Origin of the sequence: Synechococcus sp. KORDI-100 (assembly GCF_000737535.1) — a bacterium.
GTDB lineage: Bacteria > Cyanobacteriota > Cyanobacteriia > PCC-6307 > Cyanobiaceae > Parasynechococcus.
In genome coordinates, this window is sequence record NZ_CP006269.1 from 1,791,684 (window position 1) to 1,806,288 (window position 14,605).

A 14,605-nucleotide genomic window follows, 5' to 3' on the forward strand; every position below is an offset into this window, starting at 1 on the left:
TCAGGACCCACTAACTGAAAGGAATGAAACCTAGAAATCTAATTTGAGAAAAATTCCAATTCAAAAATCTCACCGCAACCAGATGATGAGCTTATTAATTTGAATAAAATGCTTCTTTGACTGCAGAGGTATTAACAAAATATCGAGTAATCATCCACCTAAACCCGCATCAAACACTCAACACAGAGCTCACGAAACCTCCGCCGCCAGCGGCACCATCCAGCTGTTCGTCCGAAAGCTCTTCTTGAGCTGTCTTCAGCTCCTCCGCAGAAATCGTAAATCCCGCCTCTTTAGCAATGTCCACAATGGCACCAGGGTCGGTGACACCTTGCAATTTTTGTTGAAGCGCTGCATCTGCCTGTATGGCGTCCCAGAACGCCTTGAGCTGCTCTTCTGACATTGTGGATGAACGTTGTACTTGCTGTTGGTAGCAGTATCAGTGGTCAGGTGATGTTCCAGAGAGCACAATTAGCTTGATGAGCAGATTTGAACAATATTTAGTGCCAGGTATTGACGGCTGATTAATGGGGTTAGTCAGACTATTGAAGCAATAAAAAGCCCCTGTCAATGCAGGGGCTTTGATGAGAGGATATTTAGGCTTTTACCGATCGAACTGATTTCCGAGGCGGCCAGCTAGAGTCGGAGGGTTACATAGAAAAGGCTGCCCCCCACAGCACGAGGCCTGCTCAGCCACAATCACATGGAGCCTACCTGCTCCCAAGGTTGACAGCCCCTACACCCTCCAGCTGCACCTTCCAGCTCCTCATCTAACAATTCAACATTTGCGGCTAGCGTTGATTGAATATCTTCTGCGGTAATTGCAAACCCAGCTGCTTTAGCAATTTCAATCGCGGCTTCATTCGAGCCTGCTGCTTTGAGCTTTTCCTGAAGGCTGGTGTCAGCTTTGACCTTCTCTACAAAGGCTTTGAGTTGTTCTTCTGACATTGGTGATGGACGGTGTTCGTGCTCTTGATAGCAGTATCAGTGGTCAGGTGATGTTTTATGAGGCACAGAGAACGCGGCAACGCAAAAGCCCGCCAAGCAACGGGGCATGCATCTTGATGAGTGTTTAATTAACTGTGAGAGACAGGCTGCCAACCGTATGTCCAACTGGGTATTGGAACATCAGCACTCCTGGTGCAATCAACTTGTTCAAAGTCAGGTCGCAACAAAAACCCAGCGGTGCTGGCCAGTGCCATACGCATCCGTCTCGCTTTGTCATCAATCAGGAGATCGATACGACAGACTTGTCTATTTTCATTCCAAATCGTTGCTTTGAAGAGGAATCTGGTGAGAGAATCCTTTAGGTTCGTTTTAGGTTCAGCAAATGTGCTTGTCTTAGACCAATTCCTGAGACGCTTGCAGCCACGCTCGTAAACCTGCGGATATGGGTTTCGCTGCGAGTGGTGAAGAAAGATCTAGGAAAGTCCTCAAGGTGTGATCAGCATTTCGATTCTTCGAGCAAAAAATGTCGACAGCTTCGATCGAACGATGCTATCCAGAACACGTAAGATTCAGTTCATTGCTCTAGGCATAACTTTTGAGGACTATTCGATGATTTTGATAGTGATATTTGGGTTTGGCTTAGCAACGATTTCATCGATCTGGCAGGATATATATTGTGCTCGGATGAAACTGGATGGAAATCGATAATATCTCGATGTTAACACTAATCAAGTCATTTTAGTATCTAGATCTAGAGAAGCCTATATGATTTGGCCACTAGAGCAATTGGCGAATTTGCTGGCATGAACCCATATAAGAATTCGATTATCTCAAACTCTTTATGTGATGTAGCAAGTTTTGCATATCCGGAAATTTTAGAATTAATTGAGGCTCAGTGTTTGCCTATTATTGATCAAATTCTTATTGGCAGAGAGTTTGGTCGATCTGATAAAATTGTCACCCTTCTTGAGTTTCATCACGACGGGTCTGACATGATAGATATTTCTTTTTTTGGCAAGAATTGGAGTGAAGTTTTCAAAAAAGATATTTTTCCTTCTTGGTGGGGCGAGATTGAAGATCTCTGCATTAGCTATCCGGAATTAGACAACGATCCCGTCGGTAACCCCTTTATGAGCATTGCGTCTAAAAAAGATTCAAGTGGTGATCAAGCTAGTACAAACAAAAGCGTACTTCAATTAATAGATGATCAATTCGTTGAGTGCGAGATTAGAGATGATCACCCACGCACGGCAGGAATATTTGTCAAAACAACTAAAAAGATTTTAGACAAAGAAAAACCTTTTTTTTCTTCTACTTTTGATGTAATCTTGGTAATACAAAAAATTGCTGACAATGTATTGTTTGAGAACAAAGCCAAAGCACAAGCAATGATTAATCGCCTCGTTGACGGCTTAAATGATCCGGTCTACATCGGCATCATGGTAGGGCGATCGCACAATCTCAAGCTTATATTTGGCAACATCGAGTCCGCTGCTAACACGAAAAAAATATTAGAGTCTGAGTGCATGTTTCAGGGAGACTTTAAATATTTAAGTCAACTGAATGCTGTTGTTAGTGATCTCGTGAAAATAAAAGATGCAAACATAAGACCTTGTTTAGACATAGATTTACTAACAAATACAATCAATCCCAGAGTTTGCTTTGAAGTGTTTCCAGTCAAGCGATTTGCCGAAACCAGAAACTGGAAAGTATTAGAAAAAATTGCTTTGATTTGCGACCTCAATCCGCAAGATATCGTTCATGTGCGTACAACGCATCAACACTTGCCGATTGGAAAGAAAACTGATCCTCTTGCTGCAATGTTAATTCAAAAAATGTCCACTCAGCCGCAAAAGAGAGATAATAACAGGATTGACAAGAGGGCTACACTAAGTCACTACAAAATTTGTATAGAACCGGAGAAAGCATGCAAAATCAAATCATATGCATACATTACTCAAGAGTTTCACGCTTAGCGGCTTAAGCAAATAAATAAGCGCGTCTAAATCTTAATTAATATCTGACCATTACCCAATAGCACAGCATAAGTAGTATTGCCATATGACCCGACTTCTCCCGAAAAGAGTGAACACAAGAACAATCAATATTATAAAAAAAGTCAGACCAGACTTGTTCATCGTGGTTTGTATTCTAGTTTAATTTTGACACTTTTTCAGGAAAAAGCGATGTGGAGTTGGAGGTTTCTGCGATAAGCTTTTACAGCTAGTTTCCAAATTTCTGCATTGATAGTTTGGGGCCCACGGACAATGAATTGACAGCAAACTTTAATCTCGGATTATCGAAGCAGAGGAACTAATCCAGCTCTTAAGGATAAGCAACCTTAGGCTACTTATCCAACAATGCCCCCTGTTGATATCAGGCTGATGGTGCTCTGATAATTCTACGGATACTGATTACATTGATTGGATGCCCTCAGCGGCAATTGATAAGCCTGCTGCTTACCGATTTCAACAGTTGAACGGAGGTGCCCCTGCAGCCCACAACGTGGTTTGCTCTACGCTATCGATTTAATTTTTTGATATATGCATTTGTTCAATGAGATTAGTAAAAGACATTTGATCTAATGGTAGCAACATCGGCATTTGGTGATTATGCATTATGCATAGAACATCTGGCAACAAAAATCTGACGTTTGATGAAAGAGCTATGTGTAAATCGTGGCGGGTATTGAAAGCTGATTTGCGGGGTTAGTCAGACTATTGACGCAATAAAAAGCCCCTGTCAATTCAGGGGCTCTTAGGACGTAGACTAACACTAGATGCCCAACTACATACACTCATAGATCGTATCTCGCGAACACGAGGCCCTACCACAAAAACCGCCAGCTGCACCTTCCAGCTCCTCGTCTGACAATTGTACCGTTGATGATTTCATTGATTGAATATCTTCTGGGGTAATTGAAAAGCCTGCTGCTTTAGCAATGTCCAGAGCAGCTTCTGGGGAGGCCGCTGCTTTTAGCTTTTCCTGAAGGCTGGTGTCAGCTTTGACCTTTTCTATAAACGCTTTGAGTTGTTCTTCTGACATTGATGATGGAAGGTGTCCGTACTGTTGATAGCAATATCAGTCTTCAGGTGATGTTCGTCAAGGCACACCTATCAGCAAGTTCTGTTGTTGAGCCACTCTCATAGCCACCGAGTAACACCAAGCATTTGCAGGCCCTGCCTCAAGCCTTCTTCTGCCGCCCAGCAGAGGTGCTGGCTCTCCCCGATGAACCCAAGCGAACGTCGGCACCATCGGGCAGCAGAGATTCCGCGAACGATGTCGAAACTGGTGTTGCGAATGACCCGTAAGTTGTTATCAACTCGCCGACGGTGAGCATCGTCACCGTCCTGTTTAAAGCATCTTGTCCCCGCCTCGATGGCGTTGTGCTGGACCATCCGCCTGCGCATGGACCGTTGCTGAGTCGACTTTGAACTGACAAAGCAGTGGCTGTTCAGGACTCAACAGCCAACCCTCACCACCCGGCTTCTCCAGCGGGGGTTTGGTGGCTTGGTCCTTGTTGGTATGGCTAACCAATCAGGCGTTCACCACCGCCCCAGATGGTGAGAGCAGTCCTATCGACAACACGGACTGCAAACGATCATCACGGTTCACCTGATCCAACAGTGCCAGGCCGATTCCGGAGAGACCGCTGAAGCACCCCGGAAGCAACAGGTTGCTGTCGGTGGTGCCGAAGCATCGGAACGATCCACCTGAAAGTCTTGCCCTGGCAATGGACTGATTCACCAGCTGCGACGAGCGCTCGCTGGCCGCGGAGCGCAATGTCGCGGGTAACGCATCAGACCACGGCCCGTCGGCCACAATCCGCAGAACAGAGGCATTGCCCATCGATCCGCAACAGATGTGGTCCGTCGTGGGCAAGGGAAAAGCGATCAAGGTTTTCAGAGCCGTGGCCATCTCGTCCAAACAGAACGCATCCCAGAGAGGCGTTCCAAACAGACAGGCACGACCCAGAGCAATGCCGGGTGCGCCGTGGCACCAAAAGGTCATGAACTGGGAGGGTTGGTCAGGGTTGTAGTTGCGATAGTCGGGCCAATTGCCTTGGTCGGCATCAAAACGCTCACGCTCGTAGGCCAAGGCACGCGACGCCGCCTCGATGAAACGGGGTTCATCCACACACTGTCCAAGCTTGACCAGCGCAGCGGCATATCCGGCGGTGCCATGGGAGAACCCGAGCAAAGGATGACGAACAACCTCACCCGTCGACCATCCCCCTTCCTCCGTCTGATGCTGCAGCAGCTGATCACCACAGAGCACCGCACACTCCAAGGCTCGCGCCGAACCGTTCTGCAGAAGTGGACCGATCAAACCGGCGACGCCTCCGATCACATCAAGGGCGAGATCAGCCCGGATGTGGTCCGGCAGCAGAGCTGAAATCAACGACGACTCCAGCTCTTGAAGCGACTCGCGAAGGTCGTTTTCGCTGGAGGCTGCCAGCTGCTGAAGAGAAAGCAACGTGCCTCCACAGCCGCTCAACCCCAGGGCCTGATCGCGCCACCAACGCAATCGCATGCCATCACGATTGGGCTCCCCCATCTGCAGAAGGGGAGGCATTAAGGCCTTCAACAGGTCAGACCGGGCCGCGTCTTCAGGGAAATGGGCCGCCAGCAGGGCCACTCCGGCCGTCCCGCCATAGAGCGAATTGCCGACGGGGCCAAAGGAGAATTTTTCGCCATCACTGCCGAGATCCATCCCCAACCAATCGACCAAGCCGTCGGCATCTCGAATAGCGATCTCTGCCAAAACATCAACCAGGCGACCTGCTTCCAACCGCAACTGCTCAGGCGTCAAGGCGGAAATGTCCAGCTCCTCGACAGCGGGTGACACGTCCTGCCAACCGTCCTCGCTGGTGACACGCGCACGACTGGTGCCACGAATCAGCTGCTCCTGAAACTGCACCGCTGCGGCATCCAACGTCTCAATCCGCTGGCGGCTGGAGTCAAGGCCACTGGTTTCGATGAAGTTCTCAACAGCAGCGAATCCATCACCGAGCGGCAGGTCATGACCATCGATACTGTGAACGAAGAACGGGATATCAAGCCGTTCCATCTGGCGGACTTCCTCATCGAACACCGGCCAATGCTTGGGCTGATCAGTCGCCATCAGAAAACTGCGACTGAGCTTCTCCAGCACCAATCCCTGGCTCAACGGCGAACGCAGTGCTGCTGGTTGCAGTTGTTGACGCTGCAGTGCGAAATAAACGCGGGTTGCCCTCAGCACGATGCGCCGCGGAAGACCACGAAAGCGTTCCAGCACACCATCGGCACCGATCCAGTGATCGCGGGTTTGTTCAAAGACAAGGCACTGGTCACGAAAACCTTCACAGAACACCTCGAGATGCCTGTTGAGCCCGTTGGTTTCACCACACCCCACTGGAAGACTTGTGGGCACCTCAGCAGGGATCGTGATGCGAGCGGCCATCATTCCATCGCTGTTGAGACCCAACCAACCGGAGCTCTTCATGGTGGTGGAGGCAGGCGGGGCGATGCCAAGTGCACTGACGTCCACCGCAGCCCGAGCCTGACCAACAAACAACCATGTAGGCAGCAGACCGGAGCGGAGAACGGAATTCTCAAAGCGTTTCTGAAGATCCGACTGATTCAGAGCGGTCTGATGATCGGATGCATCACCGATGTGATCCGGTAGATCGGCCTCCAGGAGAGTCTCCGTGTCAATCAACAACAGCTGATCCCCACAGGCGATCAGGTTCTCGTGGTGACAATCGGTACAACCGAAGAGATTCAAGACGGCCGTCAGACGACCCGCATTGCGATAGAAGAGCTTGAGCTCATCGTCTCCAGTACAGAGACGATGCTCGACAAACTCCATGTAGCCGTAGCCGTCACCGCAGTGAATGCTCAGGCTCCTCAGAGGAGTCAAGGCACTGTTGCCATTGAGATGGTCAAGGGCCTGTTGATACGCCAGGTCAACCCCCATGTCCTTGGGTTTGTAGACCAAACGTGATGTGTCGTCGCCATCCGGGGTGGCCAAGGTCAGAACACTAACCGCCTGCCCTCCGTTATGGGGGTCACTCAAGCCCTGCTTGATATCGATCAGCGCAGCAGATGGGGGAATGCCAAAGGTCTGCTGCAAGGCGTCGACATCCGCATCAATCCTGCGCAGCATCCCTTCGTTGGACTGGCGCCAGTACAGGCACACCAGACCGAGATACCTGCCCAGCACTGGGAAGTTCTCCAGCAAGCCCTCCAGTCCATCAGCGCGATGCTGGCGAACGAAGCGCTGGTAGCACTCACGCACCGGTGGCCCCTGACCATCGCCTCCCGCACCGAGGTGGGCCAGCAGCATCACACCAGGAGGTCGCAACAGATTGAACTGCTCAAACAGCACCTGCTCAGAGACGCTGCAGAGTCGGCTCAAGAGCGATTGACCCAGAGCCTGGAAGACGCCGTCGTTGAAGGATCGCGTCTGCAAATCGAAGAGGCTGGCGCGCAGCCTTGCCACAGCATCGTCGACAACAGGCAGCCAAAGGTCTTGAAACGGAAGCTGCTTCGCTTCCGAAGCCTCAGCGACGTAGGGATGCAGGGCACGATCAGGGTCGGATCTCAATGCGTTCTGCAACGCCTTCAGTTCATCCCACCAGGGTCCAGACACTGCTGCTTCTTCCGGCTCTGATGCACGCGCCAGGACGCGTCGCAACGTGCCCGCATCAAGTCCTGACCAAGCAAAGCGACGGGAGAACTTGCCATCTTCTTGAGGCGCGATTGCATCGAGCCAAGCTTGACCAAGCCCTTGCTGAACATCATTGAGGTCACTGCAGCTGACAGCTGAGTCGTTCGCTGGACCGCTCTCCGCTTGCAGCAGTTGATGCAAGGAAGGCCATGACTGCTTGGCACTCATCAGTGTCGCCAACCCTTCAACATCGTCTGCGCAAGGTAGCCGTACTTGGACAATTCATCTCAGGTACAGTTTTCAGAGAGAAATACCATCTCGGAGCATCAGAGTTTGAGATCCCTTGGAGATCTCTAAAAAACCCCAGGCTGTGCCTGAAATTTTTAATACTTAGGAGGTTATTTGCAATGCCCTACTAAGTTTCTGTAGCAAGTTTTCTCATCTTGCTCTGCAGATGCTTCTTGTATTTGAAGGATTTTTTAGGTGTGATTGAAAAAAGAAACCCCTGTGGCTGCAGGAGCTTTTTAATGCGTTGGAAGGACCTGAGCTAGACAGCTAAATGCATGCACAAGCATGGAATCCACCAGCAACGTTATCCAGATCCTCATCCGAGAGCTCGACGTTCGAAAGCTCGGCCTGAGCTTTTTGCACCTCATCGATAGAAACCACAAAGCCTGCCTCCTTGCCAATGTCCACAATGGCACCAGGATCGGTGACCCCTTGCAGCTTTTGCTGAAGCGCTGAATCTGACTGAATGGCGTCCCAGAACGCTTTGAGTTGCTCGTCTGACATGGATGAAGGATGTCTGCACTCTTGTTAGCGATGCCCCCCGTCAGCTGATGTTCGGCGAGGCACACACCGCCTTGTGAGCGAGCCTCAATGGTCTCGATCAACCTTACAAATACACGTTGCTCATATCGTCGACGTCTCGAGAATCACCACGTCATCCGCCTTGCATCTGCAGCACTCACGCCATTCGAATCAACCCAGCCAACCTTGTCACGCCTCTACATCAATCGAGAAGAACCAGACATAACGCTTGACCAACCATTGTGCCGACCTTGGTTCGCTGCAGTCAGCACAACCCCACAGGGTCAACTTGGTGAGCTGATGCATCCTTCACCAAGACCATTTGCAATCATTGTGTGTTGGCTGACCTGGGATTGCATCCACCTCTTGGGTGTGGATTAACGATCACTCCAGAGATGCAAGCCATCGGTGCAGCCGATCAAGCCCTGAAAGTAACGAGGTGTGGTGAATTCACCACACCAACCGGGCGGAAGATGCTTGAGCAGCCACTGGGCATAGCCGTGGCGCTCAGCGATCAATGAATAGGTATGTGCAGGGTAGATCCGCACCTCCGTTTTGCTCACTCTGCAGAGCTCCAGGAGGGAAGCATGATGCCAATCCAAATTGAATCCGCCGCTTGCCATCAGTCCGCCTGCCTCAACAGGGGCATAGCTGAACAACAGATGCCCACTGAGAACCATGTCGAAGTGATTAGTCGGGAACGGTAAAAAGGGAAGGGCTGCAGCCAGGTAACGCTGCGGGAAAGCATCACGATCTGCCAAAAAAATTTCAAACGCAGATTGTTGATCCAGATGGTTCTGATCAAGCCAATCCTCAGGCTCTGAAGTCTTACGGAGACGCCTTATAAGAGTCTGAGAACTTGCATGCTTGTCGCGAAGCTGCGCATTAGACAGGGCATAAAGCGGATCACAGGCGACCGCATCAATCCCTGCGGCAGCCAGCGTCGCAGTGAACGAACTGGGGCCACCAGGACAGTCCAGCACCCTGCGACCCTGAAAGTCCTGAAGATCAGCACTCAGACCAAACATCTGAACAACATCGTCAGCCATGCGCCCGTAAAACTGAACGTCTTTCAGCTTCATCAATGCACCTCAGAGAAAAACCAGCCTTGGTATTGATTCACCGTCAGTCGAAACATGAACGGTAAAAGAGCGTCAACTCTCCGAAGCAACGATCCGTCCACGGCTCCGGTGTTGTGACTTTGGCAAAGAATTCCGAATCACCAGCCCCAGCCCCAGCGATGCTGTTCAGCCGAGGTGATCCACCGCAAGCCAACGGACCGGAACCATGGGCCGATCAAGGGGGACGAGGGCAAGCGCCACCTGCAGCATCCGATGCGCGTGCTCGGGATGATCGGCACGCCAGCAACTGATGGCGCGAGCCAGTTTGCGACGTTTGCACGCGCCAAAAGCGTCCAGTCCCCCCCTGTCTCGATCACTGGCGGAACGGCCCTTCACCTCCACCACCAACAGCCTGGAGCCTTTGAGGAGCACCAGATCCAACTCGCCCCAACGGCAGCGCAGGGCGTCTTATTAATTGGATCTGAGGAAATTCGTTTTGTATGGGCTGAGATCTCTTTGTTCAGCGCAGCTCTTTTGATCTTTCAGGCAGCAACCCAAGCCTGGTCACTGCTAAGGAGCTTTCCTGACAAGCCCAAGCGCTGGAGGATCCGACCAATCTGCGCCGGCGCTAGTGGCCTTCCCGTACTGCTGAGCTTGCCAACCCCTGCAAGCGCATCAGCCATGGCCCTGTAACTCAAGCCAGCACGAACCATTGGTTCAAGAACTCCACGCAACCCCTCTGCATCAGCAATGGCCTTCTGCTTACGCTCCGACGCCCTCTCAGCCGCGCCTTCCCTATATCCCCCAAGACGAACGCCTCGGGCCTTGGCCTCAGCCAACGCTTCCTTTGTGCGTTCACTGATCCGGCGCGCTTCGAACTCAGCAACGCTGGCCATCATCGTGAGCACCATCCGACCAGCACTGGTGGTGGCATCAATATCCGGCAGGTCACAAAAAACAAAGCCCCCCATCACGTTCTTCTCTGCCTCGTTGGCGAGCTTCAAGACGAAGCCGGCATCACGAGCCAAACGATCGATCTTGGCTACAGCAATGACGGCCTTCTCCGCACGGGCCTGCGCCAGGGCCGCGGCCAATTGAGGTCGATCGTTCTTGCGACCGCTTTCGACCTCAACAAATTCAGCCGCGATCACAGCCCCCCTCTCGGAGGCCATGGCTTCAACCTTGGCCCGCTGCGCATCGAGACCCAGCCCAGAGCTTCCCTGGCGATCTGTACTGACCCGGTAGTAAGCGAGCCAACGAACAGGACTCAGAGGGCGATCAGACAAAGAGAACAAGAATCCAACCTCTTGTTCCACGAGTCTACGGTGGTTGAACCTGTAACAACGCCGTCCAAATCCTGAATGCTTTGCCTCAAGCGACGCGAGGATCAAACCTTCGTGCGCAACGAATCAACTACTGCGACAGAGACTTCTTTAGTGAGGCGCTTAAGAACAGCTGTTTCTCCCAAGTGACTCATGGGGCCTGGAAGGGCCAGTTTTATTTGTCAGAGAACTGGACCATAGGGGCCTGGCGCAGCGCCTCGAGGTTGATTGCACGCAAATTTTTACGCAAGTGACTCGTGGATGGTGAGGGGCGCTCGATAGGGCTGAGGGGGCACCCAGTCAGAGCTGGCTTAAAATTCGATTAGGTATGCCCTTGCCATAAAAATGGCCTACCTGGTAGGCAAAGACTTTCTGGAAGCAACTCAGGACTGTTTTGAAAACGCAGTCGCCACTGGAATCCTGCAGCTGGCCAGTACCCACGCCGACCTGGATCAATTCAGCGGACATGCCTTCCTGGACAAAAAGAAGCTCTGGGTCAGAACGAACCAAGGATTCTGCGTTCGTTTTTCGCCAGAGAACACCTGCATGACCTCGGCGCTGGTTCGCAGCGATGTTTCAGTCCCTCCATCTTTGACAGAAGAACTCCGTCAGATCTGTAAGAGCAGCATTGAAATAGCGCTGCACTTTCAGAAAGCCTGCATTAAAGAACGTGTCTACAGCGTTAAGGAAGTGGATGAAGATGAACTGGAAGTGCTCGATGATCAACTGCAGAGTTTGGAACGAGGCGTAGCTGCGGGATTGTCTTACCAAGCCGGCGCAGCTGCAGCCGAGCGGTCGATCGCAGCTGAACGTACTCAAAAAGACCCAAGCTGGAACCAGTCGCTTCAAGCCACTGCATCACCCGGCAATGGCTTAATCACCAATCAGGGTGCACTCAGTAGCAACCCCAACTCCCAGGGCTTTGCTGCCGAGCACAAGGTGATAAACACCTTCAATGCCCAGGCCGCGGCCGCGGAAAGCCCCTATCGCGCTGTCAGCACAGAATCCTTTGGTGGGAGCACGTCGCAGAACTCGCCTGATATCCAGATCGTCGACCTACGGACAGGTGATGTTGTCGACGAGATACAGGTGAAATCAGGCAGCCATCAATACCTCAGCAGCTCGATCAGCAACGGCCGCTACGGCGACATGCACAAGCTGCACAACCTAGAAGCAGGCTCGGTGGACGGGGGAAGCAGCGCTTACACATCACCGGATCAGCGCGTTCAAGTGAGTTTCTCTCAACAGGAAGCTCACCAGATCGCGCGGGACCCTCAGGGGTATGTCGACGACCATCGAGCATATGTTCAACAACAAGTGGTTGGCGAGAAAATCGCTGCTGCAGCTCAGACCCTGACGACAGGCGCGATAGCAGGTGTAGGAATGAGCGCCGCAGGGGGATTTGCCGAATGCCTAGGAGCCATTGCACGCGGGGATAGCACTCGCTCCGAAACAATCCTTAGATCTATTCCGGAACGCACCAAGGACGGCGCCCTGAGGAGCTTTGGACGTGCTGGCGTGATTGCCGCAACGCAGGCACTGCTGGGAGCTAATCCCGTTGCAGCCGGTGCCGGAGTAGTTGGAGTTGACATGGTGCGCTGCTTCGGCGCAATCCTCAATGGACAGCAAACACCGGAAGAAGCGTTTCGCGATGTCACGCCCAGAACCCTCGGAACGATGGCAACGGTGACGCTCTGCATGGCCAATCCAGCGATTGCAGCCGGGATCATTGGCTACCGCTTCGCTTATGGCTTCATCTGCAGCTACGCGAAGGCAACACCTGGCACAGCCCTGAGCCCTCACACTCCTGACTAAAGAATGTTTTTGAAATTTCTGGACTCGATCCTCCCAGGCTCGGGAGCCATCATCAAAACCGCCGTGCGGGCCGTACAGCGAGGCGTCGCATCCCTTGTTCAGTCGCTGCGAGACGACTGGGCAAAGGCGACGTCATCGCAGAGAGGCACATCTCGCCCTTCCGAAGAAATTCGGCATGACATCGAAGAGATCGACGGAGAAATCACCGATCTCGAAAAAAAGCTCAGGCGAGACGGCCAACTCAACAGAAGCAACAAGGAGGAGCTTGAGGAGCTCAGGCGACAGGCCATGGATCTGGCCGAAGAACATCAACAAGCCCGCTCAGAAGAGACCACGTCTGAGATTCTTCAGGAAAAAACCGAAGCATCCGCGACCTCGTTATCACAGGATTACCTCCACATTCTTGACTGGTCACGCGGACCAGCAGTCCGCATGAAGCCCTGCCCGAAGTGCAGAGCTCCCATGCATCTCAACAGGCGCAATCAGCCGCAAAACGCCATATTTACAATTAAGGACTATTTCTGGGCGTGCACAAACTTCTACATCCCCGAGGGCACCCCTGGCCGCTGTAAAGGAACCCTCCCCTTCAGCGACCAAGATTTTGGCCTTCTGCACAAGGCAGGCATTCCCGAGCTGGAGATTAATCGCGATCACTTCACGCTCATCACATCCCAGAAGCCGGCTCTCAAAGTCATCGAAAGGCGAATGAGCCAGGCCATAGGAGCTCAGGATATTGACGTGAATTGCCCTATTCACGGCCTTCCCCTTGTATTGCAGGAGAAGCAAACTGCAGAGGAGGGGAATGTCCTCGACTATTACTATCTAAGGTGTCCGCACATTGGCTGCGGCCAGACTCGAAAGCTTAAAGATGCAGCGCAGCTTGCCTCGTTCTTAACCAGGATCACCGGGGAAGGAATCTTGTCTTAGATCGATCATTAACCCTGGCAAAATCACGAGATCAGCGGATACACAAACACCAAAATTTCTGAAATAAATAAAAGCAAAATCAATTTCTTTGCTCATTAGCCACTACATCAGCACCGAAACTCATCCAAGAGCTGAGCCACCCCAAGAGCCGTCGCCTCAATGTTCATGGCACCCTCCAAGGCTTTGCAGGCCGCGGCCATCACTGAAGGAAGCTCTCGCCCTTGGAGGACGGTGCCGGCTTCGAGATGGTGCCTGAGACTGCGCCCGACTAAGGCTGATAGCTCCTCAGCAAGACACCCAACTCGTTGCGCTCTAGAGAGTTGTTTCTGACGGAAGGTCTCAAGCTGGTGTTTGTAGCGCTCAAGATCCTCGTTGGTTCGTGCCTCTGATGCTTGCTGAAGCATCCCCGAGTCGTAGTCAGCCAGACGCTCGACCCAGTTCCACTGTTCAGCTCGTCGGCGCAGCGTCGATTCAGAGCAGCCCACGACATCCGCTGTCTGACTGAACTGACGACTAGGACCAAAGTCTCGGTGTAATAAGAGCTGCTCGAAGGCATCTGCGGGCTCGCCGGGAAGCTGGGAAAAGGAGGCCATCGATAAATATGCTTTCCCTAAGGTTTCCGATGGGCTCCATTCAGCTTCATTGAGATTCATTTATGAGGTCTATGTCTTCCTGATAATTGGGATCTTGGGTTCGCGCTAACTAGCTACCCTGGAAAGATTCACAACGTAGCAAGCATCCTCTGTTTCCAAGTCTATTTACGCGAAAAGATGTTAACCGGATTGTGATGGAGTGCCTTATCGAGGAAAGCGTTTCTCTAGCCACTTAACAGTGGGTGATAGCTCCAGGAGTCTCTGCGCTGGAGAACAAGTGAAACGATGGGTAGCTTGATGGGTCGCCTTTTTTCGAGATAAAGCTTAAAGCCTTCGGAAAACTGCCGGCGAGAGCAGTTAAGACGCTTTCGCCAAACAACTTCGGGCTTGATCTCCCGAACCGGATAGCCAACTGCGTCAGAGGGTTTCATTGCCCCTGGTGGAGCGCGGTTGGTGGGTCCGGACTTTCCACTTTCCACCA

The 14,605-nt window shown here is 52.0% G+C and carries 13 protein-coding genes; 3 read left to right on the top strand and 10 right to left on the bottom strand.

Annotated elements, in window-relative coordinates; all coding sequences use genetic code 11:
• Positions 1–169 precede the first annotated feature (169 nt).
• Positions 170–400 carry a Nif11-like leader peptide family natural product precursor gene (locus tag KR100_RS09015; protein WP_038545040.1) on the bottom strand — a complete coding sequence of 77 codons (231 nt, stop codon included), beginning with the start codon at positions 398–400 and terminating at the stop codon, positions 170–172.
• 296 nt (positions 401–696) lie between these two features.
• On the bottom strand, positions 697–945 hold the full coding sequence (locus KR100_RS09020; RefSeq protein WP_038545044.1) for a Nif11-like leader peptide family natural product precursor: 249 nt from the start codon (positions 943–945) through the stop codon (positions 697–699).
• 770 nt (positions 946–1,715) lie between these two features.
• Between KR100_RS09020 and KR100_RS09030 the strand changes: the two genes are divergently transcribed.
• Entirely contained in the window at positions 1,716–2,921 is a 1,206-nt protein-coding gene (locus KR100_RS09030; protein ID WP_156098002.1) for a hypothetical protein, read from the top strand.
• Between the two features lie 811 nt (positions 2,922–3,732).
• Here the strand turns inward: KR100_RS09030 and KR100_RS09035 are convergent.
• The 7 genes from KR100_RS09035 to KR100_RS09065 all read right to left on the bottom strand — a co-directional run bounded on the left by KR100_RS09035 (position 3,733) and on the right by KR100_RS09065 (position 10,753).
• Positions 3,733–3,990 (bottom strand): Nif11-like leader peptide family natural product precursor, encoded by a 258-nt coding sequence (locus tag KR100_RS09035; protein WP_051847415.1) that lies wholly within the window; start codon positions 3,988–3,990, stop codon positions 3,733–3,735.
• 309 nt (positions 3,991–4,299) lie between these two features.
• A complete protein-coding gene (locus tag KR100_RS09040) occupies positions 4,300–4,482 on the bottom strand; it encodes a hypothetical protein (protein WP_038545052.1) in 183 nt (60 codons plus the stop codon).
• On the bottom strand, positions 4,483–7,824 hold the full coding sequence (locus tag KR100_RS09045) for a type 2 lanthipeptide synthetase LanM family protein (RefSeq protein WP_051847417.1): 3,342 nt from the start codon (positions 7,822–7,824) through the stop codon (positions 4,483–4,485).
• Between the two features lie 327 nt (positions 7,825–8,151).
• On the bottom strand, positions 8,152–8,388 hold the full coding sequence (locus KR100_RS09050) for a Nif11-like leader peptide family natural product precursor (protein ID WP_038545054.1): 237 nt from the start codon (positions 8,386–8,388) through the stop codon (positions 8,152–8,154).
• Positions 8,389–8,783: 395 nt separating this feature from the next.
• On the bottom strand, positions 8,784–9,488 hold the full coding sequence (locus KR100_RS09055) for a hypothetical protein (protein WP_051847419.1): 705 nt from the start codon (positions 9,486–9,488) through the stop codon (positions 8,784–8,786).
• 165 nt (positions 9,489–9,653) lie between these two features.
• A complete protein-coding gene (locus tag KR100_RS09060; RefSeq protein WP_081858896.1) occupies positions 9,654–9,929 on the bottom strand; it encodes a YraN family protein in 276 nt (91 codons plus the stop codon).
• A gap of 80 nt (positions 9,930–10,009) precedes the next feature.
• Positions 10,010–10,753: a recombinase family protein gene (locus KR100_RS09065; protein ID WP_239420301.1), complete on the bottom strand. Its 744-nt coding sequence runs from the start codon at positions 10,751–10,753 to the stop codon at positions 10,010–10,012.
• Between the two features lie 381 nt (positions 10,754–11,134).
• Between KR100_RS09065 and KR100_RS09070 the strand changes: the two genes are divergently transcribed.
• Positions 11,135–12,604, top strand: a complete 1,470-nt coding sequence (locus KR100_RS09070; RefSeq protein ID WP_038545055.1) for a hypothetical protein — start codon at positions 11,135–11,137, stop codon at positions 12,602–12,604.
• A gap of 9 nt (positions 12,605–12,613) precedes the next feature.
• Positions 12,614–13,531: a hypothetical protein gene (locus tag KR100_RS09075; protein ID WP_162176503.1), complete on the top strand. Its 918-nt coding sequence runs from the start codon at positions 12,614–12,616 to the stop codon at positions 13,529–13,531.
• 107 nt (positions 13,532–13,638) lie between these two features.
• On the opposite strand, the gene KR100_RS09080 is transcribed toward KR100_RS09075, so the two are convergent.
• Complete coding sequence (locus KR100_RS09080) at positions 13,639–14,124, bottom strand: hypothetical protein (protein WP_038548467.1); 486 nt, start codon at positions 14,122–14,124, stop codon at positions 13,639–13,641.
• Positions 14,125–14,605: the final 481 nt, after the last annotated feature.

Bases quoted from the DNA above. Each gene is read 5' to 3' on its own strand.
- KR100_RS09015 (WP_038545040.1), bottom strand. From the start codon at position 400: ATGTCAGAAGAGCAGCTCAAGGCGTTCTGGGACGCCATACAGGCAGAT.
- KR100_RS09020 (WP_038545044.1), bottom strand. From the start codon at position 945: ATGTCAGAAGAACAACTCAAAGCCTTTGTAGAGAAGGTCAAAGCTGAC.
- KR100_RS09035 (WP_051847415.1), bottom strand. From the start codon at position 3,990: ATGTCAGAAGAACAACTCAAAGCGTTTATAGAAAAGGTCAAAGCTGAC.
- KR100_RS09045 (WP_051847417.1), bottom strand. From the start codon at position 7,824: ATGAGTGCCAAGCAGTCATGGCCTTCCTTGCATCAACTGCTGCAAGCG.
- KR100_RS09050 (WP_038545054.1), bottom strand. From the start codon at position 8,388: ATGTCAGACGAGCAACTCAAAGCGTTCTGGGACGCCATTCAGTCAGAT.
- KR100_RS09055 (WP_051847419.1), bottom strand. From the start codon at position 9,488: ATGAAGCTGAAAGACGTTCAGTTTTACGGGCGCATGGCTGACGATGTT.
- KR100_RS09070 (WP_038545055.1), top strand. From the start codon at position 11,135: ATGGCCTACCTGGTAGGCAAAGACTTTCTGGAAGCAACTCAGGACTGT.
- KR100_RS09080 (WP_038548467.1), bottom strand. From the start codon at position 14,124: ATGGCCTCCTTTTCCCAGCTTCCCGGCGAGCCCGCAGATGCCTTCGAG.